The sequence below is a fragment of the Variovorax boronicumulans NBRC 103145 genome (assembly GCF_001591345.1).
In the GTDB taxonomy this organism is placed as follows: domain Bacteria; phylum Pseudomonadota; class Gammaproteobacteria; order Burkholderiales; family Burkholderiaceae_C; genus Variovorax; species Variovorax boronicumulans.
This window is the reverse complement of the sequence record NZ_BCUS01000007.1, coordinates 74,739-95,407: the sequence shown is the minus strand read 5'-3', so window position 1 is coordinate 95,407 and position 20,669 is coordinate 74,739. Positions and strand designations below refer to the sequence as shown.

Genomic DNA, 20,669 nt, shown 5'->3' with positions numbered 1-20,669 from the left:
GGGCCTCACGGCCGCGGCCGTGGCGCAGGGGCTCGGCATCTCGGAGCGCAGCCTGCACCGTTGCCTGGCCGAAGGCGGCGGGGCAGGGCACAGCGCCACCACCTTCGCCAACGCGCTGGCCGCCTGCCGCATGCAGGTGGCGCAGCGCATGCTGGCCGATGCGCGCTTCGATCGCCTGAGCGTGGCGCAGATCGGCCTGCGCGTCGGGCTGGCCGACGCCTCGCATTTCGTGCGCCTGTGCCGCCGCCACCTGGGCGGCACGCCGGGCGCGCTGCGGCAGTCGCGCGGCTGAACGGCGGCTACGCCCCGAACCAGTCGCGCGCCGAGCGGCCCTGGTCGGGCCCCAGCATCGAAAAGCCGCCGTCGACCGGGATGTCCGCACCGGTCACGAAGCGCGCCGCGTCCGAGCACAGGAACAGCACCACCTGCGCGACGTCGTCGCCATCGCCCACGCGGCCCAGGGGGTGCATCGGCGCGCCGACGCGGTCGGCCCGTGCGCGGTCGCCGTCCGTCATGCGCGACAGCGCGTCCGACCAGGTCCAGCCCGGCGACACCGAGTTCACCCGCACGCCCCGCGGCGCCAGCGTGGCGGCCTGGTTGCGCGTGAGCTGCAGGATGGCGGCCTTGGCCGCCGGGTACAGCGCCCGGCCCGCCGCGCCGAACTTGCCGCCGACGCTGCCCATGTTCACGATGGCGCCGCCGTGCGCGGCCAGCGCGTCGGCGGTCTTCTGCACCAGCATCGCGCCGGAGACGAGGTTGACGTTCAGCGCGGCCAGCCAGTCGGCGCGCGCGGCATCCAAGCCTGCATCGCCGTAGACCACGGCGTTGTTGATGAGAAAGTCGATGCGGCCTTCTGCGCGAAGCGTGCCGGCCACGAGCGCATCGAGCGCGTCGTCGGAGGCGATGTCGCAGGCGACGAAGCGGCAGCCCGCGCCCACATCGGCCGCCAACGCGACGCCGCGCGCCGTGTCGATGTCGACCGCCACCACGCGCGCGCCGGCCTGCACGAAGGCGCGAACGATGGCGCTGCCCAGCAGCGCGGCGGCGCCGGTCACGATCGCGACCTTGCCTTGCAGCGTCGTCATGGCCGGCCTCCCATCTGCGCCACGGCCTCGTCGACGCGCACCACGTCCGCGAGCATCGCCAGGGTTTCGAGGCTGGCTGCCTGCAGGTGCGCCTGCGCGGTGCTGCAGGCGTCGGCGACCACCGCCACGTCGTAGCCCAGGTCGCTCGCATGGCGCGCGCCGTGTTCGACGACGTGGTTGGTGGCGATCCCGGCCACGTACAGGCGGCTGGCGCCGGTGGCGCGCACCACCTCTTCGAGCCCGCTGGCCCAGAAGGGGTTGTTGCGCTTGTGGGTGACGACGGCTTCGCCCGGCCGCGGCGCGAGTTCGTCGTAGAAGCCCGCGCCCCAGCTGCCTTCCTGCACCGCGCCGCTCTCGGCCACGCGGCGGAACAGCGTGCAGTTGCGCAGGCAGTCCGAGTAATCCGGCGCGAAGGCGATGCGCACGAAGATCACCGGCACGCCGTTCGCGCGCGCACCGGCGATGAGCCGCGCGGCCGAGGCGATGAGGCGCGGGCGCGCCGGGTCGTCGGCGGCCACGCCCACGCGCACCTTGCCGTCGACGTGCAGCACGTCGTTCTGGTAGTGCATCGCCAGCAGCGCGGCCTTCACAGGAACACCTGCAGGGCTTCGTGCGGCGCGTCGCAGTTGACGAGGTCGACGCGCTTGGTCTGGATGCGCCAGCCGTCGTCGGCGCGGCGCAGCGTGTGCAGCACGCTGCCGCCGAAGGTGCGCTGCTCGGTCTTGCGCCACTCCAGCAGCAGGAAGGTCGAGCGCACGGTGCAGCCCGCGTCGTCGTCGCGCGATTCGAGCGCGATGTTGCCCAGCACGTGCACGGTGCGCGTGGGCGGCTGCTGCGAGTAGGCACGGGCCTGCTCGAGCCGCCGCGCGCGCATCGAGCGCAGCAGGGCGTCCTCGCAGAACAGCGAGGCGTGGTTGAGGTGGTCGATCTGGCCGTGCACCAGCGGCACCCAGTACAGGCCGTCGGGCGTGAAGAGCTTCTGCCATTCGTCCCAGCGGTGCTCGTCGAGCAGGCGTGCCTCGTGGTGCAGGAACTGCGTGAGGTCCTGCTGTTCGTTCCAGTCGCGGAAGTTCATTCGGCGCTCCCGGTCTGTGCGCTCGTGTCGACGCCCATGTACCCGGCCCACGCCGCGAACATGTTGCGCGAGGGCATCTCGCTGTTGCCGTTGGACGCGCGCCCGCCCGGCAGCGGCTGGTCGCGCCCGGCGGCGCGGTGCATGCTCACCCAGTCGCCGCCGTCGGAACCCAAGCCTTCCTGCACGCGGTTGTAGGCCTCCAGGTCGTCGGGCATCACGTTCGACGAGGGCGAGTTGACGATGTTGGTGTACTTGAGCGTGCGCTGGAAGGTGGCCTCGGGCGCGCCCTTGAGCCGGAAGCTGAAGATCTCGACCAGCGTGCGGTCCACCGACAGCGGCCGTATCACGCGGATCTGCTGGAACGAGGTGTGCGGCGAGCAGCTCGGGTACACGATGGTGTTGTGCCGGTTCACGCGCAGGATCGCGTCGGCCTGTTCGGCGCCCTTCGCGGCTTCGAGCGAGGCCACGTAGGCCAGACTCACCGGGTCGGTCGGCGGCACGAAGATGCCTTCCATGAAGCCGTGGCCGTGGTCGTAGCCCTTGAGCTCCAGCTTCTCCCAGAACTCCAGCGGCTCGCCGTTGCCGTCGACGATCACCACCTCGAAGGGCTTGGGCGTGCCGGCCGGCATGGCCTCGTGCTCTTCCTTGGCCGCGCGCCACGACGACTCGTGCGTGGCCACGGCGTGGATGGTGTCGTGCAGGTTCTCGAAGAAGATCTTCCAGTTGTTGCGCTGGATCACGCGCTGAACGCCACCCGCCACTTCCACTTCGCCCTCGGGCGCGCGATCGCAGAAGTTGTCGAGCGACGTGGCCACGCCGCCCAGGAATTCCTTCAGCTCGGGCCCGTCTTCCGACAGGCTGGCGAACACGAAGCCGCGGTGCGAAGCCACGCGCGCCACCTTGCGCACGCCGTACTGCGGGTCTTTTAGGTCGAGCGCGGTGCATTCGTAGCCGCTGCGCAGCGGCACCGACAGCAGGCTGCCGTCGCACTTGAAGGTCCAGCCGTGGTACAGGCAGCGCAGGAACTTGCCGGCGCTGCCGCTGCCGTCGGGCACGAGCTTGGCGCCCTTGTGCGGGCAGCGGTTGAACATCACGTGCACCTGGCCGTCGGTGTGGCGCACCATCACCACGGGCTCGCGGCCCAGGCGGGTGGTGAAGTAGTCGCCGGGCTTGGGCACCTGGCTTTCGTGGCCGACGTAGATCCAGGCCTGGCCGAACACGCGGTCCATTTCCAGCTCGAAGATGGCGGGGTCGGTGTAGACGCGCTTGTGCACGCGGTCGGGCTGCACGAGCGACTGGATGTCGATCGGCTTTGTCGCCGCGATGGGGATGATGGGGATCACGGAATTCATCGGGTGGGTCTCCTGAAACGTCATCAGATGTCGAGCACCAGGTGCGGCGTCTTGGCGCGCGACACGCAGGTGCACAGGGTCTTGCCGTCCGCCTTCTCGCGCGGACTGAGGTTGTGGTCACGGTGGTCGGGCACGCCCTCGACCACGTCCACCACGCACACGCCGCAGTCGCCCTGGCGGCAGTCGTACAACGGGTCCAGGCCGGCGGCGATGAGCACGTCGAGCAGGCTCTGGTCGGGCGCCACGGTCAGCGTCTTGCCCGAGCGCAGCGTGCGCACCTCGAAGGGCGCATCGCCCGCCTGCTCGATGGCACCGGCGAAAAGCTCGAAGTGCACGTGGTCGTCGGGCCAGCCGAGCGTGCGGGCGGTGTCGATCACGGCCTGCACCATGCCGCGCGGGCCGCACACATGCAGGTGGCGGCCGGGCACGGGCGCGGCCAGCAGCGCGCGCAGGTCGAGGCCGCGTGCCGGGTCGCCGCCGTCGTGCACCACGGTGCCACCGAGCGCGCGCACCTCGGCCAGGTAGGCCGTGGCTTCTTCGCTGCGCGTGGCATAGACGAAGTCGAAGGGGCGCGCTTCGGCCGCGAGCGATCGCGCCATGCACAGCAGCGGCGTGATGCCGATGCCGCCCGCGATGAGCAGCGGCGGCGCGCTGCCCGCGTGCAAGGCGAAGTCGTTGCGCGGCGCGTGCGCGGCCAGTGCGGTGCCCGGTTGCAGCGCGTGCATCCAGGCCGAGCCGCCCGCGCCCTGCGGTTCGCACAGCACGGCGATCTCGCAGCGGTCGGAGCCGTCGTGCGGCTTGGCGAGCGAGTAGGCGCGCTGACCCGGGTGGCCGTTGGCCTGCACCACCTGCACGCCCAGGTGCGCGCCCGGCGTGAACGGCGGCAGCGGCTCGCCGTTGGCCGAGCGCAGCACGAAGGCCTTGATGGCCGGTGTGAGCGGCGTGACCGAGTCCACGATCAGCGCCAGCATGTCGACGGCGTGGCTCATCCCAGGGGCAGCGCCGGGTCGGCGATGGTGAGGCCGGTCGATTTTTCCCAGCGTGGCATAAGCGTGTTCGACGGCTGTTTTTCGTCGACCAGCTTGCGCGCCGTCTCGGCGCCGGCCACGGGCAGGCCCTTCGGATCGAGCAGGCCGATCTGCACCAGCACGCTGGCCTGGTCCCAGTAGATGTGCTCGTGATAGAGCTTGTCGCCGCGGAACTTCACGATGGCCACGAGCGGAATCTCCACCGGCTTGCCGGTGGGCGCGATGCCCGGGAGCAGCCAGTCGATCTCGACCGTGTGGGTGAAGCAGAACAGCATCTCGTCCACGATCTGCGTAGCGCCCACGGTGCGCGAGATGGGCGTGAGCCGCGTGTCGGGTGGTGTGCTCGGAATGAAGTGGTGCTTGTAGAAGCGCGACAGCTCCTTGGCGCCCACGCCGCCGGTCATGGTCGGGATGTGGTTCACGTAGGGCTCGCTCACCATCGTGGCCATGGTGGCGACCACGTCGCGCGTGGCGAACTCGTACTCGCAGTGCTTGTCCCACAGCGCCGAGAGGTCGTACACCGGGCCGATCGCCTCCTTGAACAGCGCCATCGAGCGCTGGTGCGCCATGAGCGTGGAGGGCTTGTCGAAGTGCTCGCCGCCGGTGCGCGCAAAGGCGTGGTCGACGCCAGGGTACACGTACATCTGCGCATCGGGCTGGCCGGCGAAGGCTTCGAGCACCTGGGCGCGGGCCTCGGGTGGGCAGAACTGGTCGAGCTCGGCGAAGTGCAGGGCGATCGGGCATTTGATTTGCGGCACGAGGTCGAGCGCACCTTCGATGCCCACGCCGTAGTAGCCCACGGCCGCGTCCACGCCCGAATGCGCGGCGGCCAGGTAGGCCAGCTTGCCGCCGAGGCAGAAGCCCAGCGCGCCGACCTTGCCGGTGCAGGCCGGGTGCGCGCGCAACGCCTTCACGCTTGCCGTGACGTCGGCCACGCCGGCGGCGACGTCGAACTTCTGGAAGAAGCCGAAGGCGCGCTGCCAGTCCTCGGGCGAGTAGCCCAGATCGACGCCGGGCTCCATGCGCCAGAACAGGTCGGGCGCGAGCACCACGTAGCCTTCTTCGGCGTAGAGGTCGGCCACCTCGCGCACGTAGGCATTGACGCCGAAGATCTCCTGGCACAGCACGATGCCGGGGCCGCGCCCCGAGGCCGGCAGGGCCAGGTAGCCGCGAAAGGTCTGGGTGCCGTCGCCGGCCGGGATGTCGATGGTGTCGCTCATCGGTTCGTCTCTTGAAGTGGTGGGGTCGGCGGCGATTCTGGGGAGCGCGCCGGGGCGTTGTCTGTCCATTTCGTGCAGCGGCTTGCGCCGCACGAAACGGATAGCGGGGCGCCGCCACCGCACAGAGACTGCGCCCTGCATTTGCTGCAGCCCCCCACGTTCAACGAACTCACCCCGAGGAGACCTTTCATGTCGCAGGCCACGCCCCGATCCGTCTTGTGCGCGCTCACCGTCCTGGTGGGTGCGCTGGCTTTACCCGCGCAGGCGCAGACCGCGCAGACCGTGAAAGTCGGCCTGGCGATGGACCTGTCCGGCCCGTTTGCCGTCGGCGGCGCCGAGGCCAAGGCCGGCTTCGCCGTGGCGATGAAGCAGCTGAGCGGCAAGCTCGGCGGTGTGCCGGTGGAGTTCGTCGAGGCCGACACGGCCGGCAACCCCGAGATGGCACGGCAGGTGGTCGAGCGCATGCTGCTGCGCGACAAGATCGACCTGTTCACCGGGCCCGTCGGCTCGTCGGTCGCGCTGGCCGTCGGCCCGCCGCTCTTCGCCGCCAAGGTGCCTTATCTGTCGAGCAACACCGGCCCGAGCGACTATTCGGGCGCGCGCTGCAACCCGTACTTCTTCGGCGCCTCGTACCCGAACGACGCGTACTACGAGTCGGCCGGCAAGTTCGCGAGCGACAAGGGCTTCAAGAAGGTCGCGATGATCGCGCCCAGCTACCCGGGCGGCAAGGACGCCATCAACGGCTTCAAGCACACCTTCAAGGGCGCCGTGGGCGACGAGCTGTACACCAAGCTCGGGCAGCTGGACTACTCGGCGGAGCTGGCGCAGATCCGTGCGTCGAAGCCCGATGCGCTGTACTTCTTCCTGCCCGGCGCGATGGGCGTGAGCTTCATCAAGCAGTTCGTCGGTGCGGGGTTGTCGAAAGACGTGGCGCTGATCTCTACCGCCTTCTCGGCCGACGAGGACATGATCCCCGCCGTCGGCGAGCCGATGCTCGGCCTCTTCAACACCGCGCACTGGTCGTTCGACCTCGACAACCCGGCCAACCAGCGCTTCGTATCCGCGTTCCGTCAGCAGAACAACGGGCGCAACCCGTCGTTCTATGCCGGCCAGGCCTACGACGTGCTGATGGCGATGGATGCGGCCGTGCGCGACGTCGGCGGCAAGGTGGCCGACAAGCCCGCGCTGCTCAAGGCGATCAAGGCGGCCAACTACAAGTCGGTGCGGGGCGATTTCCGCTACGGCCCCAACAACTTCCCGATCCAGAACTACTACCTGCGCGTGGTCGCCAAGGACGGCAGTGGGCGCATCGCCAACAAGGTGATCGGCACCGTGCTGGAGCGCTACCAGGACCGCACCGCCGCGCAGTGCGCGATGAAGTCCTGAGGATGTGTGTTCAGTGCCGCGCGGCGGGCAGCCGTGCGGGATCGCGCGAGGTGTCGCGCGGCAGCTGCCCGAAGCGCTCGCGGTAGCAGGCGGCAAAGCGGCTCAGGTGCGAGAAGCCGCAGTTCAGCGCCACCTCGGTGACGCTGGCACCGTCGTGCCGCGCCAGCATTGCGTGCGCGGCATCGAGCCGCATGTTGCGCAGCACCTCGCCCGGCGAGAGGTCGCGGTGGCGACGGAAGAGCAGGGCGAGGCCGCGGCGCGTGACGCCCGCGGCCTGTGCCACCTCTTCGAGCGAGAGCAGCGAGTCGAGCCGCTCGCGCATGAATTCTTCAGCCCGCCGCAGCTGCCGCAGGCTGGTTTCTTCGGTGCCGCGCTGTGCGTCGGCATGCCGCTGCAGCACCGAGTTGGGCCGGTGGCACAGCAGGTAGAGCATGAGGTTGTCTTCGCAGTGCGCGAGCCAGCGCGGGTCGTGGCGCTCGAACTCGTTCGGTGGCAGCAGCGAAGCCAGGCTCGCCACCATGCGGCACCACTGCGTGCCCGCCGCGTCGTCCAGGCGCAGGGGCATGTCGAAATCGATCTCGCCGACGGTGTCTCCGCCGCGCAGCGCGAAGGCATGGCGCGCGACCTCCTGCAGGCGGCTGAGTTCGATCTTCAGCATCAGCTGTTCGCAGTCGGCGTGCCAGCGCAGGCGCACCGGCTTGTGGGCGGAAATGATGGCGCCCTGGCCGGGGTGGATCTGCAGCGTCTGTCCGCCGGTGTGGATGTCGGCACGGCCGCGCAGCGGCATCTGCACCAGCACGAAGTTGCCGAGCGCGTCGGGCTCGATGTCGACATCGCAGCCGTAGCGCAGGATGCACAGCGACAGTGCGCTCATCTCGGCGCGACAGAAGACGGCATCGACATCGCCCGCGCCCCACGCGCTGCGGTGCGGCTTCAGTTCGCGCGCCACGCGCGCGTCGGTCTCTTCGGCCTCGCGCGAGCGGAAGACCTCGCGCCTGTACAGCGGGGACAGTTGCTGACTCGACCATGCGTCCATGGACACTCCTGCGGGGCCAAAGTGGGGAAAGCGACGGAAACGGACGCTTTTTTCTACGCTGGAATCTACGTGGGTGCGCCGCGCGCCGCCATGGGAGTTGCCCGGGCAACGGGCGTCCCCGTTGCAAGAAGCTTGCCGGCCCTGTGTCTAAATGCTGCGCAGGTTGACCCGCTTGGACAGGGCCTCCGCGCTCTCGCGCCGCTCGCTGTAGCGGTCGACCAGGTGGTCCGCGCAGTCGCGCGTGAGCAGCGTGAACTTCACCAGCTCTTCCATCACGTCGACCACGCGCTCGTAGTAGGGCGAGGGCTTCATGCGGCCCGCGTCGTCAAACTCGAGGAACGCCTTGGCCACCGACGACTGGTTGGGGATCGTGATCATGCGCATCCATCGGCCCAGCACGCGCAGCTGGTTCACCGCGTTGAAGGACTGCGAGCCGCCCGACACCTCCATCACCGCGAGCGTCTTGCCCTGGGTGGGCCGCACCGAGCCGACGGCCAGCGGAATCCAGTCGATCTGCGCCTTCATGATCCCGGTCATCGCGCCGTGGCGCTCGGGCGAGGTCCACACCATGCCCTCGGCCCACTGCGCGAGGCTGCGCAGTTCCTGCACCTTCGGATGGTCCTCGGGTTCGCCGTCGGGCAGCGGCAGGCCGCGCGGGTCGTAGATGCGGGGCTCGGCGCCCATCGCGCGCAGCAGGCGGGCGGCCTCTTCGGTCAGCAGGCGGCTGTAGGAACGCTCGCGCAGCGATCCGTACAGCAGCAGGATGCGCGGTGCATGCGTGGCGCGTGCGGTGGGAAGCAGTTCCTGCAGGCGGGGAACATGGAACGCATCGGCGTCGAGCTGCGGGAGATCAGGGCTTGGCGACACGCTGGCCTTTCGCGTCGATCACGGCTTCGCCGTCTTCCTTGGAGAAGGCGCCTTGCTGCGGTTTCGGCAGGATGTCGAGCACGGCCTCCGAAGGCCGGCACAGGCGCGTGCCCAGCGGCGTGACGACGATGGGGCGGTTGATGAGGATCGGGTGCTGCAGCATGAAGTCGATGAGCTGTTCGTCGCTCCACTTGGGATCGCCCAGGCCCAGCTCGTCGTACGGCGTGCCTTTCTGGCGCAGCACCTCGCGCACGGGCACGCCCATCGCCGCGATGAGCTGCGTGAGCGTGGCGCGGTTGGGTGGGGCCTTCAGGTACTCGATGACGGTGGGTCCGTCGCCCGTGTTGCGGATCAGCGCGAGCACGTTGCGCGACGTGCCGCAGGCGGGGTTGTGATAAATGGTGATGTCGCTCATGGCAGGCTCGTTGAGAGAAGAAAAAATGGATCAGCCCAGGCTGAGGCGCAGCGCCAGCGCGGCGAGCGTGGCGGCCAGCACGGGCAGGGTCAGCACGATGCCGATGCGGAAGTAGTGGCCCCAGGTGATGGTTATGCCCTTCTTCGAGAGCACGTGCAGCCACAGCAGCGTGGCGAGGCTGCCGATGGGCGTGATCTTCGGGCCGAGGTCGCAGCCGATCACGTTGGCGTAGACCATGGCCTCCTTCACGAGGCCCACCGCGCCCGAGGCCTCGATCGACAGCGCACCGACCAGCACGGTCGGCATGTTGTTCATGACCGAGGAGAGCACCGCCGCGAGAAAGCCGGTGCCCATGGCCGCGCCCCAGACGCCGCCTTGCGCGAACAGGTTCAGCAGCGTGGCGATCTGGCCGGTGAGCCCGGCGTTGCGCAGCCCGTAGACCACGAGGTACATGCCCAGCGAGAAGACGACGATCTGCCAGGGCGCGCCGCGCAGCACCTGGCGCGTGCCGATCACCGGGCCGCGTGCCGCCACCGCGAGCAGGATCACCGCGCCGAAGGCGGCCACGGCGCTCACCGGCACGCCCAGCGGCTCCAGGCCGAAGAAGCCCACGAGCAGCAGCGCGAGCACGACCCAGCCGGCGCGGAAGGTGTCGCGGTCGCGGATCGCATCGGCGGGTTGCTTGAGGCGGGCCATGTCGTAGTGCGCGGGAATGTCGCGCCGGAAGCACCACAGCAGCACGCCCAGGCTCGCGAGCACGGCCGCGACGTTGACCGGCACCATCACCGAGGCGTATGCGTTGAAGCCGATGCCGAAGAAGTCGGCCGACACGATGTTCACGAGGTTCGACACGATGAGCGGCAGGCTGGCCGTGTCGGCAATGAAGCCCGCCGCCATGACGAAGGCCAGGGTGGTGGCCGGCGTGAAGCCGAGCGCCACGAGCATGGCCATCACGATGGGCGTGAGGATCAGCGCCGCGCCGTCGTTGGCAAAGAGGGCCGAGACCGCGGCGCCCAGCAGCACGATGAAGGCGAACAGCCGCCGGCCGTTGCCGCGACCCCAGCGGGCCACGTGCAGCGCAGCCCACTCGAAGAAGCCGGCTTCGTCGAGCAGCAGGCTGATGAGGATCACGGCGATGAAAGTCGCGGTGGCGTTCCAGACGATGGCCCAGACGACGGGGATGTCGGCGAGCTGCACCACGCCGAAGAGCAGGGCGATGACGGCGCCCAGCGAGGCGCTCCAACCGATGCCCAGGCCACGTGGTTGCCAGATGACCAGCACGAGGGTGCAGGCGAAGATGAGGAGGGCTGTGGTCATGTCAGTTCTTGTTGTTGTTCAGGGCGAGTGCACAGGCCACCGGGTACTTCCCTCCGCGAATGTCCCCCGCCTTCGGCTCCTCCTTGATTTCGCTGCGGGAAGCACCCAGTGTCCTGCGCACGGGAAGCAGCGCTGGTGTGCAGCCGATCAACGACCGCTCTGAACACGCTCACGTCGATGGGGTGCCTTGCGCAGCGAAATAAAGGAGGAGGGGCGAAGCCCCGGGGGACATTCGCGGAGCAAGGTGCCCCATCGGCGGGAGCACGCCAGAGCGCACGCACGCTGCGTGCAACAGCACAGGCTTTCATGGTCAGCAGTCGCAGGTGGTCGCCGGAAGACAGGGCTCGCCTTGGCAGCAGTTCTCGGTGAGGTAGCCGAGCAGGCCGTTCATCCGCTCGAACGATGCGCGGTAGATGAGGTTGCGCCCCTGACGCTCCTGCGAGACCAGGCTCGCGTTCACCAGCTCCTTGAGGTGAAAGGACAGCCCCGTCGCCGACACCTCTAGTGCTTCAGTCAGCGCACCCGGCGTCAGCCCGTCGGGCCCGGCGACCACCAAGGCGCGGAACACCCGCAGGCGCACGGGTTGCGCGAGTGCGCCCAAGGCGCGGACCACATCGTTTTCTTCCATTGTTCAAGTATCTTTGAATTATTGAATAAAGACAACCCAGAAGACAAAAAGACCGGTGGCACGAATCGGCCATCGCCCTGGCAGATAGCGGCCATCCGCGACGTACCGCTTTTTCTACAGTCGCCTTCGGCTCATCCCCCAACGAAGCATCCAACGAAGGAGACACCCATGTCCGACACCTATGTTCTGGTTCACGGCGCCTGGCACACCGGCGCCGAAATGGAGGCCGTGGCCGACGGCCTGCGCGCGGCCGGCCACACCGTGCATTGCCCCACCGTGGCAGGCAACAACCCCGGCGACGACCGTGCGGGCACCGGCCTGGCCGATGCCATTGCGTCGGTGGTCCGCTTCATCGAGGCCAAGGACCTCACGCAGGTGCGGCTCGTGGGCCACAGCTACGGCGGCATGGTGATCTCGGGCGTGGCCGACCGCATCGTGGCGCGGCTGCGGCGGCTGGTCTACATCAACGCCTTCGTGCCGCTCGATGGCGAAGCGCTCAACGACATGGTGCCGCCGCACTACGTGACCATGTTCGACGCGGTGGCGGCCGCCAACAACAACGCCGTGATGCTGCCCTTCGAGATCTGGCGCGAGGCCTTCATCAACGACGCCGACCTGCCGCTGGCGCAGTCCGCCTACGACAAGCTCAACCCGCACCCGTACCGCACCTTCACCGACAAGATCCAGCTGAAGCAGCCGCTGGCGGCGCTGCCGCTGGGCAAGTCGTACGTCAATTGCCAGCAGGACACGGCGCTGCCGCACAGCCTGCCGTGGCATCCGCGGCTGTCGGAGCGGCTGGGGTTGTTCCGGCTCGTGGAGTGCCCGGGCAGCCACGAGATGTTCTTCTCGAACCCGCAGCGGCTGGCGCAGGCGATCCTCGAAGCAGGGCGCGACTGACGGAAGGCTTCAGTCAGCCGTTCGGAAAGAGCGCGTCGAACACGCGCAGCGACGCATAGGCATCGTTGGCCGCGTAGCGGATCTGCGATTCGGTGAGCTGCTTGTGCGCCCAGTTCGAGGTGGTCGCCTTGCGCGACTTGGCGAAGCGGCGGTTGAACATCAGCGCCACCGCCGTCTTCACGCCCACCGAGCGGCGGTAGCCACGCCGGCGGAATTCGTCGTCGATGTCGAACACGGCCTGCGGCGCAATCGCCAGCCGCAGGCGGATCAGCGACAGGTCGCTCGAAAGGCCGAAGCCGACCTTGCGCAGTTCGGTGGACGCGAGCAGGCCAGCCACCACGGGGTTGCATTCGTCGCGGTGCAGCTGGAACAGCCAGGCTGTGTCGCGCGTGGCGAACTGCACCACGTGCGGGCCGGTCGACACTTCGTTCTTCGCGAAGGTGGGGCGCGACTCGGTGTCGAAGCCCGCCACGCCGGCGTCGAGCAATTCATCGGCGGCGCGCTCGGCTTCGGCGAGCGAGCTGACGACCACGATGTCTTTCAGGTCGAGGCTGTCGAAGGGATCGAGCAGCGCGATCTGTTCACGTTCGGGAAGGGGCGGGAGCCGGTGGCCGTGGTTGTTGTTCTGGTCGTTCACCGGGTCTTCGCTTTCGCGGCCTTGGGGGGTGTCTTGGGTTTGGGTTTTTTCGGCTTCGGCGGCTGGCCCGAACGCAGCGCGGCTTCGTAGGCCAGGCGGCCCCAGCGCGCCGCTTCCTCGCGGTCTTCGAACAGGTCGGCCGGCGCCAGTCGGTACGACATCGGCATCTCCTTGCCCGCGCGCACGTAGGTAAAGGGCGGCAGGTTCAGCGCGTCGAAGTGCGCGGCGCTGCCGGCATCGGCCTTGAGGTACAGCGTGTCCTTGGCGACGAGCGCGATCATGCGGCCCTCGTGCCACACGCCGTGGCCGCCGAACATGCGGCGGGTCTCGATGCGGCCGAGGCGCTCGAAGGTCTCGTGCAGGCTTTGAACAAAGACGCTCATGACGTGATCTCGATGCGGTTGCCGTCCGGGTCGAGCACCACGCTTTCGTAGTAGCCGTCGCCGGTGCGGCGCGGGCCGTCGAGCAGCGGGTAGCCGTCGGCCTTCAGCCGCTGCGTGAGCGCATCGACCTCGGCGTCGGAGCCGACCGAGATCGCCAGGTGCGTCCAGCCCATGCGCTGCGCGCCGGCCTCGGCGACCACGGGCGAGAGGGTGCTCGTGGTCATGGCCTCGATGCGCGCGCCGTCGCCCAGGCTCAGGAAGCACGAGGCGAAGCCCTTGGCCGGGTTGACGTAGCCGGCGCCGGCGGTGGCGCCGAAGTAGTCGACGTAGAAGCGCTTGCAGCGTTCGAGGTCGGTGGTCCAGAGGGCGATGTGGTCGATGCGGATGCGCATGGGGCAGGAAGGAAGTGCGGAGGGTGTCAGCCCGTGCGCCAGGGCGCGCGGCTGGGCGACCAATGGTAGGCGATGCGTTCGCGTCCGCTGCCGGGGTGGCGGTCGACCACGCCGCGCACAAGGCCGTAGCGTTCGTAGAAGCGCTGCGCCTCGGTGTTGGTGACGGCCACATGCAGCCGCCAGCCATGCGGCATGCGCACGCAGGCCTCGTCGAGCAGCGCCTTGCCGAGGCCCTGGCTGCGCAGGTGCGGCTCGACGAAGAGCTGGGCCACGTACTCGCGCGCCGTGAGCAGCACCATGAAGGCCAGCACCTGGCCGTCGCGCTCGGCCAGCACCACGTCGGCGGGCGGGATGAATTCGGTCTGCACGCGACGCAGCCAGTGGCCGATGGGCTCGACGTGGACGGCGCTGCGGTTGGCCGACACCCAGGCGCGGCGCCAGATGCCCGCGAGCACCATGTTCTCCTCGGCGCCGCCATCGCGCGAGCGCAGCTGGAAGGCAGGAATCTGGGCGGCGGACATGCGGACCATGATAGCCACGCCGGGTGCGGACCGCACCCCTTTGTGCTCAGCCGTTCAGCGTCTGCGCATGGTGCGCGATGTGGTCGGCCATGAAGCTCTGGATGAAGTAGTAGCCGTGGTCGTAGCCCGCATGGCGGCGCAGCGTGAGCGGCTGGCCGGCGGCGAAGCAGGCGGCCTCGAAGGCCTCGGGGTGCAGCTGCTCGGCGAGGAATTTGTCGGCCAGGCCCTGGTCGATGAGGATGCCCTGCGGATAGGGCGCCACGGTCTGCGATTGCATCAGCGCGCTGGCGTCGTGCGCGAGCCATTGCGCGCGGTCGTCACCCGGTTCGCCCAGGTAGCCGGCGAAGGCCTTCTGGCCCCACGGGCACTGGGTGGGCGCGCAGATCGGTGCGAAGGCCGAGAGCGACTTGAAGCGCCCCGGGTGCCGCAGCGCCAGCGTGAGCGCGCCGTGGCCGCCCATCGAGTGGCCGAAGATGCCGATGCGCTCGCCGTCGATGGGAAAGTGGCGGGCCACGAGCGGCAGCAGCTCGTGCACGATCCAGCTTTCCATGCGCCAGTGCGTGGCCCAGGGCTCGGCGGTGGCGTCGAGATAGAAGCCGGCGCCGATGCCGAAGTCCCAGCTGTCTTTCGCGCCCGGCAGGCTTTCGGGTTCGGCGCCGCGCGGGCTGGTGTCGGGCGCGATGAGCGCAACGCCCAGGCTCGCGGCCATGCGCTGCGCGCCGGCCTTCACCGCGAAGGTCTCTTCGTTGCAGGTCAGGCCCGCAAGGTAGAGCAGGGCAGGCACGCGCGTGTGCGCGGCCTGCGGCGGCAGGTAGACCGAGAAGCGCATCGGCAGGCCGATCTCGTGCGAGCGGTGCTCGATGAAGCGCTGCACGCCGCCGAAGGCGTGGTGTTCGGAAAGGAGGGTGGGGGCGGTGTCGGTCATGAAGAAGAGGTCGTCTGGCTGCGCAGTGCGGGCACGAGTTCGAGCACGGCGTCGGCGAAGGTGCGCGGCGCTTCCTGCGGCAGGTTGTGGCCCGCGCCGGGCACGAGGCGGTGCGAGCGCGGCCCGCTGAAGCGGTGCGCGTGGGCCGAGGCATCGGCGGGCGGTCGCACGCCGTCGTCGATGCCGTCGAAGGTGATGGCGGGCACGGTGATCGTCGGCTGCGCGGCAAGGCGGCGTTCGATGTCGGCACAGGCCGGGTCGCCGGGCACGAGGCCGAAGCGGTGACGGTACGAATGGATCACCACGTCCACGAAGTCGGGGTGGTCGAAGGCGGCGGCGCTGCGTTCGAAGGTGGCGTCGTCGAAGCGCCAGGTCGGCGACCACAGCTGCCACAACAGCTTCGTGAGGGCCTTGCGGTCCTTCGCGAGGCCGGCGCGGCCGCGTTCGCTGTGGAAGTAGTACTGGTACCAGAGGCTGTGCTCGTTGGCGGGCGTGTCGGGTTCCATCGCCTTGGCGATGTTCTGGATGTTGTAGCTGTTGAGCGAGACCAGCCCCGCGCAGCGCTCGGGCCACAGTGCCGCCACCACGCAGGCGGCACGGCCGCCCCAGTCGTAGCCGGCGAGCACGGCGCGCTCGATCTTCAGCGCGTCGAGCAGCGCGAGCAGGTCGGCGCCGAAGGCCGCCTGTTCGCCCGAGCGCGGCGTGGCCTCGCTCAGGAAGCGCGTGGCGCCGTAGCCGCGCATGTACGGCACGATCACACGGCAGCCTTGGGCGGCCAGCATCGGCGCGACCTCGGCGTAAGTGTGAATATCGTATGGAAAGCCGTGCATCAGCAGCACGGGCGGTCCGTCGGCGGGGCCGGCTTCGTAATAGGCGACCTCGAGAACGCCCGCTTCGATGGTGCGCAAGGGTTCCATGCGGTTCATGGCGGGCGCCTCCTCGGCCTCAGTACAGAACGACGCCGCGGATGGACTCACCGCGCTTCATGAGATCGAAGCCCTTGTTGATGTCTTCGAGCGGCATGGTGTGCGTGATCAGGTCGTCGATGTTGATCTTGCCTTCCATGTACCAGTCGACGATCTTCGGCACGTCGGTGCGCCCGCGCGCGCCGCCGAAGGCCGAGCCCTCCCACTTGCGGCCGGTGACCAGCTGGAACGGGCGCGTGCTGATCTCGGCGCCGGCCTCGGCCACGCCGATGATGATGCTGCGGCCCCAGCCCTTGTGCGTGCACTCGAGCGCCTGGCGCATCACCTGCGTGTTGCCGATGCACTCGAAGCTGTAGTCGGCGCCACCGTCGGTCAGCTGCACGATGGCATCGACCACGTTCTCGGTGGTCTTGGGGTTGATGAAGTGCGTCATGCCGAACTTGCGGGCCATGGCTTCGCGTTCGGGGTTCAGGTCGACGCCGATGATCTTGTCGGCGCCCACCATCTTGGCGCCCTGGATCACGTTCAGGCCGATGCCGCCCAGGCCGAACACCACGACGTTCGCGCCGGCTTCGACCTTGGCCGTGAAGATCACCGCACCGATGCCGGTGGTGACGCCGCAGCCGATGTAGCAGACCTTGTCGAAGGGCGCGTCTTCGCGGATCTTGGCCAGCGAGATCTCGGGCGCGACCGTGTAGTTGCTGAAGGTGCTCGTGCCCATGTAGTGGAAGATGGGCTTGCCGTCGAGGCTGAAGCGGCTGGTGGCGTCGGGCATGAGGCCCTTGCCCTGCGTGCCGCGGATCAGCTGGCACAGGTTGGTCTTGCGGCTCAGGCAGAACTTGCACTGGCGGCATTCGGGCGTGTACAGCGGAATGACGTGGTCGCCCTTTTTAAGGGTGGTGACGCCGGGGCCGACGTCGACCACGATGCCCGCGCCTTCATGGCCCAGGATGGCGGGAAAGATGCCTTCGGGGTCGGCGCCCGAGAGCGTGTAGTAGTCGGTGTGGCAGATGCCGGTGGCCTTGATCTCGACCAGCACTTCACCGAACTTCGGGCCTTGGAGGTCCACGGTTTCGATGGTCAGGGGTTGGCCTGCTTGCCAGGCGACGGCGGCTTTGGTTTTCATGGGATTCGGTTCTTCAGAGAGCGGAAGGGGACAAGGATACTCAGGCGAGCCTTCAGGCGGGGCCAGCCGGGAAGATACCCGACATGCCCACAAAGCCCGGCAGGTGACGAAAGTCCCAGACCCAGCGGCGCAGCGCGGGAAACTCGTCGAGCGAGATGCCGCCTTCGCCCGCCAGCGCCACGTACGGAAAGCAGGCAAGGTCGGCAATGGTCGGCTCGGGTGCGGCCACGAGCCAGCGCAGGCCGGTGGCGGCGTGTTGCTCGGCCAGGTGGTCGTCGAGCACGCGGAAGGCCGCGCGCGCGCCGCGCCGGCAGGTCTCGATGTCCAGGTGCGTGTAGCCCAGCGCGTCGTGCAGCCGGGCGGCCGAGGCGGTGCGCGTGATCTCGTCGGCCATGGCGAGCCACATCGCGACCTGGCCGCGCAGCTTCGGGTCGGCGGGGTACCAGCGCTGCCGTGGGTCGTCGTAGCGGCTCGCGAGGTAGACCAGGATGGCCTGCGCGTCGCGCAGCACGAAGCCTTCGTCGTCGATCACCGGGAGCTGGCCGAGCGGGTTGATGGTGGCAAGGAACGTCGCGGACTTGTGCTCGCGCCCCGGATGGAAATCGACCGGCACGCTCGCGTGGTCCACGCCGAGCCACAGCAGCATCTGCCGCACCTTGAAGCAGTTGCCCGAGAGCGGGTAGTCGTAGAGCCTGACGGTCATGCGGCGGCCCTCGCGGTGCCGAAGCGCATGCCGCGCTCGCGCAGCCAGCGGCGGTAGGTGACGGAGGTGGTGTCGCCGCGCGTGGGCGTCTCGGCGCGGCCTTCGAGCGGCATGCGCTTGAAGGCGTGGTTCTCCAGGATCGGCTTGTCCTGCCCGAAGATCGTGTGCTGGAAGGCGATGAGCTCGGCGTCGCTCGACACGTCGTCGAAGTAGGCCAGCAGCGTGTGGGCGATGACGTGCTCGTCGTCCACCGGCTGCAGGAACAGGCCGATGGCGTCGAGCTTGTCGGGCCGGTGGCTCGACTTGTAGAGCATGGCCGAGAAGGGCTGCATCACGCGGTACTTGTAGAACACCTCGCTGCCGGTGTCGTGGGCGGCGGAGGCGCGCGGCTGCCAGAAGCGGCAGTCGGTGGCCCAGATCTCGTCGGTGGCGGCGTCGACCTCGACGTTGTACTTGGCCACTTCGGTGTGCGGCACCTTGCCGAGGTAGTCGGGGTGCACGAAGGGAAAGTGCGCCATGTCCAGGAAGTTCTCGATCACGCGCAGGCCCGACACGGCCACGCCGAGCCCGCCGCAGTCGACGATGCGGCGGCCGGGTTCGTCGTGTTCGGGGAAGGCGAACAGCGGGCGCGCCGGGCGGCCGCTGGGGCAGACCCAGAGGAAGCCGTAGCGCGATTGCACGGTGAGTGCGTCGTTGCAGAGGAGGGCGTGCGGTGTGCCGTCGGCATCGGCGTGCAGGTGCAGGGTTTCGCCGAGCAGCCGCGTCGTGCGCGGCAAGCCGCAGGCGGGGCCGACGACGAGCCAGTCGTCGAGCATGTTGGGATCGTCGGTGACGAAGGGCATGTTGCTTCTTTCTTCTTGTTCAGGGCGATGCAGCGGCTTCGATGTCGCTGCGCAGCTGGCGCGCCGCGCGGTGCACCCGGGCCATCGCATCGGAGCCGGGGGCTGCGTCGGTCCACAGGTGCAGGAAGCTCAGCTGCGGCTGGGCGTCGAGCAGCAGCGCAGCGACGGGCGATTCGCCCAGCGTGCCTTGCCACGCGTCGGGCGTTCCTGTCGACGCGAAGCCATGCGGCGCCAGCGCAGCGCGCACCTCGGACGCGGCCACGCGCAGCGTCAGCGTGCGGGCGAGGTGCCAGCCGGTGGGTACGGTGGCGGCCAGTTCAGGTGGCGCATCTGCGCCGTCGGCCGCGAGGCGCACCCACAGCATGCCCGCGGCATCCGCTGTGGCGAACGTCTTGGCGCAGACATTGCGCGGTGCCGGCATGGCCGGGTGCGCCGGGATGCGCACGCACGCGCCGCTGCCGGCCTCGTACTGCCAGCCGTGGTACGCGCAGGCCAGGCGGTCGCCGCTGGTCACCTGGCCGAGTGTGAAGCGCACGCTGCGGTGCGGGCAGCGGTTCTCCCAGGCCTGAGGCGAGCCATCGGCCGCGCGCCACAGTGCGAGCTCCTGGCCTTGCGCAAAGCCGGCGACGATGTTGGCGCCGGCGCGCACCTCGGCGGAGGGCGTGACGGGATGCCAGGTGGCTGAGGGATTCATGGGTCTTGATCGTGGGGGCGGCGGGAAAGGGCGCCGCAAATCGGCATAGCATCGGCCATGCCCTTGTCGGCGGTGCCGCCTACCGTAGCGTGTCCGCCGCACCGATGAAAGCCCCATGCCAAGACGCTCCTTTTCATTCCTGCAACGACGACTTCCACAGCGGGGGCATTCATGAGCGCAGGGCGCATCGACCTCGCACTGGTCGAGGCCTTCGTCCTCGTGATGAAGAGCGGCAGCCTGACCAAGGCCGAGAGCCTGTCGGGCGTGTCGAAGGCCACGCTGAGCCGGCAGCTCACACGGCTGGAGGAACTGCTGGGCGCCCAGCTGCTGTTGCGCAGCTCGCGCCGCATCGCGCCCACGGAGGCCGGGCGTGCGTTCTTCGCACGCTGCGAGGGGCTGCTCGGCGAGGTGAGCGGCCGGCTGGAAATGGCGCGCACCGAGGTGCAGGAGCTCACGGGCGGGGTGTCGGGGCGGCTCACGCTGCTGTCGGACACGCAGTTCAGCACCTCCTTCGTCTGTCATGTGGTGCGAATCTTTCTCGAATCGCATCCGAACGTGCGCTGCCAGCTCGACGTGGCGAATGGCGCGCAGGCCCCGCGGATCGGCGAGGTCGACTGCTATGTGGGCTCGGCGCCGCCCGACCTGCCGGACCTGGTCGCCAAGCTGCTGGGCCGGCTGGCCTACGGCCTGTATGCCAGCCCGCAGTACCTGGCGCGGCACGGCACGCCGCTGACACCCGAGGCGCTGGCGCAGCACCGGATGATCGCGATGCGCGAGCCCTCGGGGCCGCCGTCGCCGCTGCGGCTGGTGTCGCAGCAGGCCTCGGGGCGCCATGTGGTGCGCACGGAGCCGGCCTTCGAGACCAACGACCACTGGGTGATGAAGACCTTCTGCATCGACGGCCTGGGCATTGCGCCGCTGCCGGTGTTCTTCGCCGGGCCCGAGGTGGCGCAGGGCGTGCTGGTGCCAGTGCTGCCGCAGTGGCCGCCGGAGGCGCGGCGGCTGTACTGCGCCTACCAGCGGCAGCGCTACATGGGGCAGAAGCTGCGCGCGTTCGTTGACCTCATGGCGCGCTGCGTGGCAGACATCGGCTCGTACAACCACTACGTGGGCTCGACCGCGGCGGTGTCGCCTTCGGCGCGGCGGGCGCGGTCTGCAGCGCGACCATAATCGGCCTTCTTCCTGCATCCGTCTGCTTCTTTCACCGATCCATC

25 protein-coding genes are annotated in these 20,669 nt (G+C 69.1%); 4 read left to right on the top strand and 21 right to left on the bottom strand.

The window, feature by feature from the left end; all coding sequences use genetic code 11:
* Positions 1–292 (top strand): helix-turn-helix transcriptional regulator (locus tag VBO01S_RS03920; RefSeq protein WP_157627270.1); only part of this gene is annotated, 292 nt, incomplete at its 5' end.
* Positions 293–299: 7 nt separating this feature from the next.
* Here VBO01S_RS03920 and VBO01S_RS03915 read toward each other — a convergent pair.
* From VBO01S_RS03915 to VBO01S_RS03890, 6 genes are read right to left on the bottom strand one after another with little or no spacing between them, the layout of a single operon-like run.
* Positions 300–1,085 carry an SDR family oxidoreductase gene (locus VBO01S_RS03915; protein ID WP_062470775.1) on the bottom strand — a complete coding sequence of 262 codons (786 nt, stop codon included), beginning with the start codon at positions 1,083–1,085 and terminating at the stop codon, positions 300–302.
* Positions 1,082–1,675, bottom strand: a complete 594-nt coding sequence (locus tag VBO01S_RS03910; RefSeq protein ID WP_062470773.1) for a cysteine hydrolase family protein — start codon at positions 1,673–1,675, stop codon at positions 1,082–1,084. The genes VBO01S_RS03915 and VBO01S_RS03910 overlap by 4 nt, the downstream gene beginning before the upstream one ends.
* Entirely contained in the window at positions 1,672–2,160 is a 489-nt protein-coding gene (locus VBO01S_RS03905; protein ID WP_062470771.1) for an aromatic-ring-hydroxylating dioxygenase subunit beta, read from the bottom strand. Before VBO01S_RS03905 ends, VBO01S_RS03910 begins: the two co-directional genes overlap by 4 nt.
* Positions 2,157–3,512 carry an aromatic ring-hydroxylating dioxygenase subunit alpha gene (locus VBO01S_RS03900; RefSeq protein ID WP_062470764.1) on the bottom strand — a complete coding sequence of 452 codons (1,356 nt, stop codon included), beginning with the start codon at positions 3,510–3,512 and terminating at the stop codon, positions 2,157–2,159. Before VBO01S_RS03900 ends, VBO01S_RS03905 begins: the two co-directional genes overlap by 4 nt.
* A gap of 23 nt (positions 3,513–3,535) precedes the next feature.
* Entirely contained in the window at positions 3,536–4,501 is a 966-nt protein-coding gene (locus VBO01S_RS03895) for a PDR/VanB family oxidoreductase (RefSeq protein WP_062470762.1), read from the bottom strand.
* On the bottom strand, positions 4,498–5,760 hold the full coding sequence (locus VBO01S_RS03890; protein WP_062470759.1) for a dienelactone hydrolase family protein: 1,263 nt from the start codon (positions 5,758–5,760) through the stop codon (positions 4,498–4,500). Before VBO01S_RS03890 ends, VBO01S_RS03895 begins: the two co-directional genes overlap by 4 nt.
* Before the next feature lie 189 nt (positions 5,761–5,949).
* Between VBO01S_RS03890 and VBO01S_RS03885 the strand changes: the two genes are divergently transcribed.
* Positions 5,950–7,146 carry an ABC transporter substrate-binding protein gene (locus VBO01S_RS03885; RefSeq protein WP_062470756.1) on the top strand — a complete coding sequence of 399 codons (1,197 nt, stop codon included), beginning with the start codon at positions 5,950–5,952 and terminating at the stop codon, positions 7,144–7,146.
* A 10-nt stretch (positions 7,147–7,156) separates the two neighbouring features.
* Here VBO01S_RS03885 and VBO01S_RS03880 read toward each other — a convergent pair whose 3' ends face one another.
* The 5 genes from VBO01S_RS03880 to VBO01S_RS03860 all read right to left on the bottom strand — a co-directional run bounded on the left by VBO01S_RS03880 (position 7,157) and on the right by VBO01S_RS03860 (position 11,409).
* Complete coding sequence (locus VBO01S_RS03880) at positions 7,157–8,182, bottom strand: AraC family transcriptional regulator (RefSeq protein WP_062470753.1); 1,026 nt, start codon at positions 8,180–8,182, stop codon at positions 7,157–7,159.
* A 147-nt stretch (positions 8,183–8,329) separates the two neighbouring features.
* The gene (gene arsH / locus VBO01S_RS03875) at positions 8,330–9,049 is read right to left on the bottom strand and encodes an arsenical resistance protein ArsH (protein ID WP_062470750.1); all 720 of its coding nucleotides are present in this window, start codon (positions 9,047–9,049) and stop codon (positions 8,330–8,332) included.
* Positions 9,033–9,464, bottom strand: coding sequence for an arsenate reductase (glutaredoxin) (arsC, locus tag VBO01S_RS03870; protein WP_062470747.1), 432 nt, complete (start codon positions 9,462–9,464; stop codon positions 9,033–9,035). Before arsC ends, arsH begins: the two co-directional genes overlap by 17 nt.
* 30 nt (positions 9,465–9,494) lie before the next feature.
* Positions 9,495–10,781 (bottom strand): arsenic transporter, encoded by a 1,287-nt coding sequence (locus VBO01S_RS03865; protein WP_062470744.1) that lies wholly within the window; start codon positions 10,779–10,781, stop codon positions 9,495–9,497.
* Positions 10,782–11,091: 310 nt separating this feature from the next.
* Positions 11,092–11,409, bottom strand: a complete 318-nt coding sequence (locus VBO01S_RS03860; RefSeq protein ID WP_062470741.1) for an ArsR/SmtB family transcription factor — start codon at positions 11,407–11,409, stop codon at positions 11,092–11,094.
* Positions 11,410–11,577: 168 nt separating this feature from the next.
* On the opposite strand from VBO01S_RS03860, the gene VBO01S_RS03855 reads away from it, so the two are divergent.
* The gene (locus VBO01S_RS03855; protein ID WP_062470738.1) at positions 11,578–12,306 is read left to right on the top strand and encodes an alpha/beta fold hydrolase; all 729 of its coding nucleotides are present in this window, start codon (positions 11,578–11,580) and stop codon (positions 12,304–12,306) included.
* Between the two features lie 13 nt (positions 12,307–12,319).
* On the opposite strand, the gene VBO01S_RS03850 is transcribed toward VBO01S_RS03855, so the two are convergent.
* The 10 genes from VBO01S_RS03850 to VBO01S_RS03805 are packed head-to-tail and all read right to left on the bottom strand — an operon-like array spanning position 12,320 to position 19,455.
* Positions 12,320–12,943: a 3'-5' exonuclease gene (locus tag VBO01S_RS03850; RefSeq protein WP_062470734.1), complete on the bottom strand. Its 624-nt coding sequence runs from the start codon at positions 12,941–12,943 to the stop codon at positions 12,320–12,322.
* Positions 12,940–13,326 (bottom strand): TfoX/Sxy family protein, encoded by a 387-nt coding sequence (locus VBO01S_RS03845; RefSeq protein WP_062470731.1) that lies wholly within the window; start codon positions 13,324–13,326, stop codon positions 12,940–12,942. The genes VBO01S_RS03850 and VBO01S_RS03845 overlap by 4 nt, the downstream gene beginning before the upstream one ends.
* A complete protein-coding gene (locus VBO01S_RS03840; protein ID WP_235926677.1) occupies positions 13,323–13,718 on the bottom strand; it encodes a VOC family protein in 396 nt (131 codons plus the stop codon). Before VBO01S_RS03840 ends, VBO01S_RS03845 begins: the two co-directional genes overlap by 4 nt.
* Positions 13,719–13,744: 26 nt before the next feature.
* Complete coding sequence (locus VBO01S_RS03835) at positions 13,745–14,239, bottom strand: GNAT family N-acetyltransferase (RefSeq protein ID WP_255221040.1); 495 nt, start codon at positions 14,237–14,239, stop codon at positions 13,745–13,747.
* A gap of 46 nt (positions 14,240–14,285) precedes the next feature.
* Positions 14,286–15,164, bottom strand: coding sequence for an S-formylglutathione hydrolase (gene fghA / locus VBO01S_RS03830; RefSeq protein ID WP_062470729.1), 879 nt, complete (start codon positions 15,162–15,164; stop codon positions 14,286–14,288).
* A complete protein-coding gene (locus VBO01S_RS03825) occupies positions 15,161–16,090 on the bottom strand; it encodes an alpha/beta fold hydrolase (RefSeq protein ID WP_062470723.1) in 930 nt (309 codons plus the stop codon). Before VBO01S_RS03825 ends, fghA begins: the two co-directional genes overlap by 4 nt.
* Positions 16,091–16,109: 19 nt before the next feature.
* A complete protein-coding gene (locus tag VBO01S_RS03820; RefSeq protein ID WP_062470720.1) occupies positions 16,110–17,216 on the bottom strand; it encodes an S-(hydroxymethyl)glutathione dehydrogenase/class III alcohol dehydrogenase in 1,107 nt (368 codons plus the stop codon).
* A 52-nt stretch (positions 17,217–17,268) separates the two neighbouring features.
* Positions 17,269–17,919: a glutathione S-transferase family protein gene (locus VBO01S_RS03815; RefSeq protein ID WP_062470717.1), complete on the bottom strand. Its 651-nt coding sequence runs from the start codon at positions 17,917–17,919 to the stop codon at positions 17,269–17,271.
* On the bottom strand, positions 17,916–18,761 hold the full coding sequence (locus tag VBO01S_RS03810) for an aromatic ring-hydroxylating oxygenase subunit alpha (protein WP_062470715.1): 846 nt from the start codon (positions 18,759–18,761) through the stop codon (positions 17,916–17,918). The genes VBO01S_RS03815 and VBO01S_RS03810 overlap by 4 nt, the downstream gene beginning before the upstream one ends.
* Positions 18,762–18,780: 19 nt before the next feature.
* A complete protein-coding gene (locus VBO01S_RS03805; protein WP_062470712.1) occupies positions 18,781–19,455 on the bottom strand; it encodes a Rieske 2Fe-2S domain-containing protein in 675 nt (224 codons plus the stop codon).
* A gap of 171 nt (positions 19,456–19,626) precedes the next feature.
* Between VBO01S_RS03805 and VBO01S_RS03800 the strand changes: the two genes are divergently transcribed.
* Positions 19,627–20,625: a LysR family transcriptional regulator gene (locus tag VBO01S_RS03800; protein WP_062470709.1), complete on the top strand. Its 999-nt coding sequence runs from the start codon at positions 19,627–19,629 to the stop codon at positions 20,623–20,625.
* Positions 20,626–20,669: the final 44 nt, after the last annotated feature.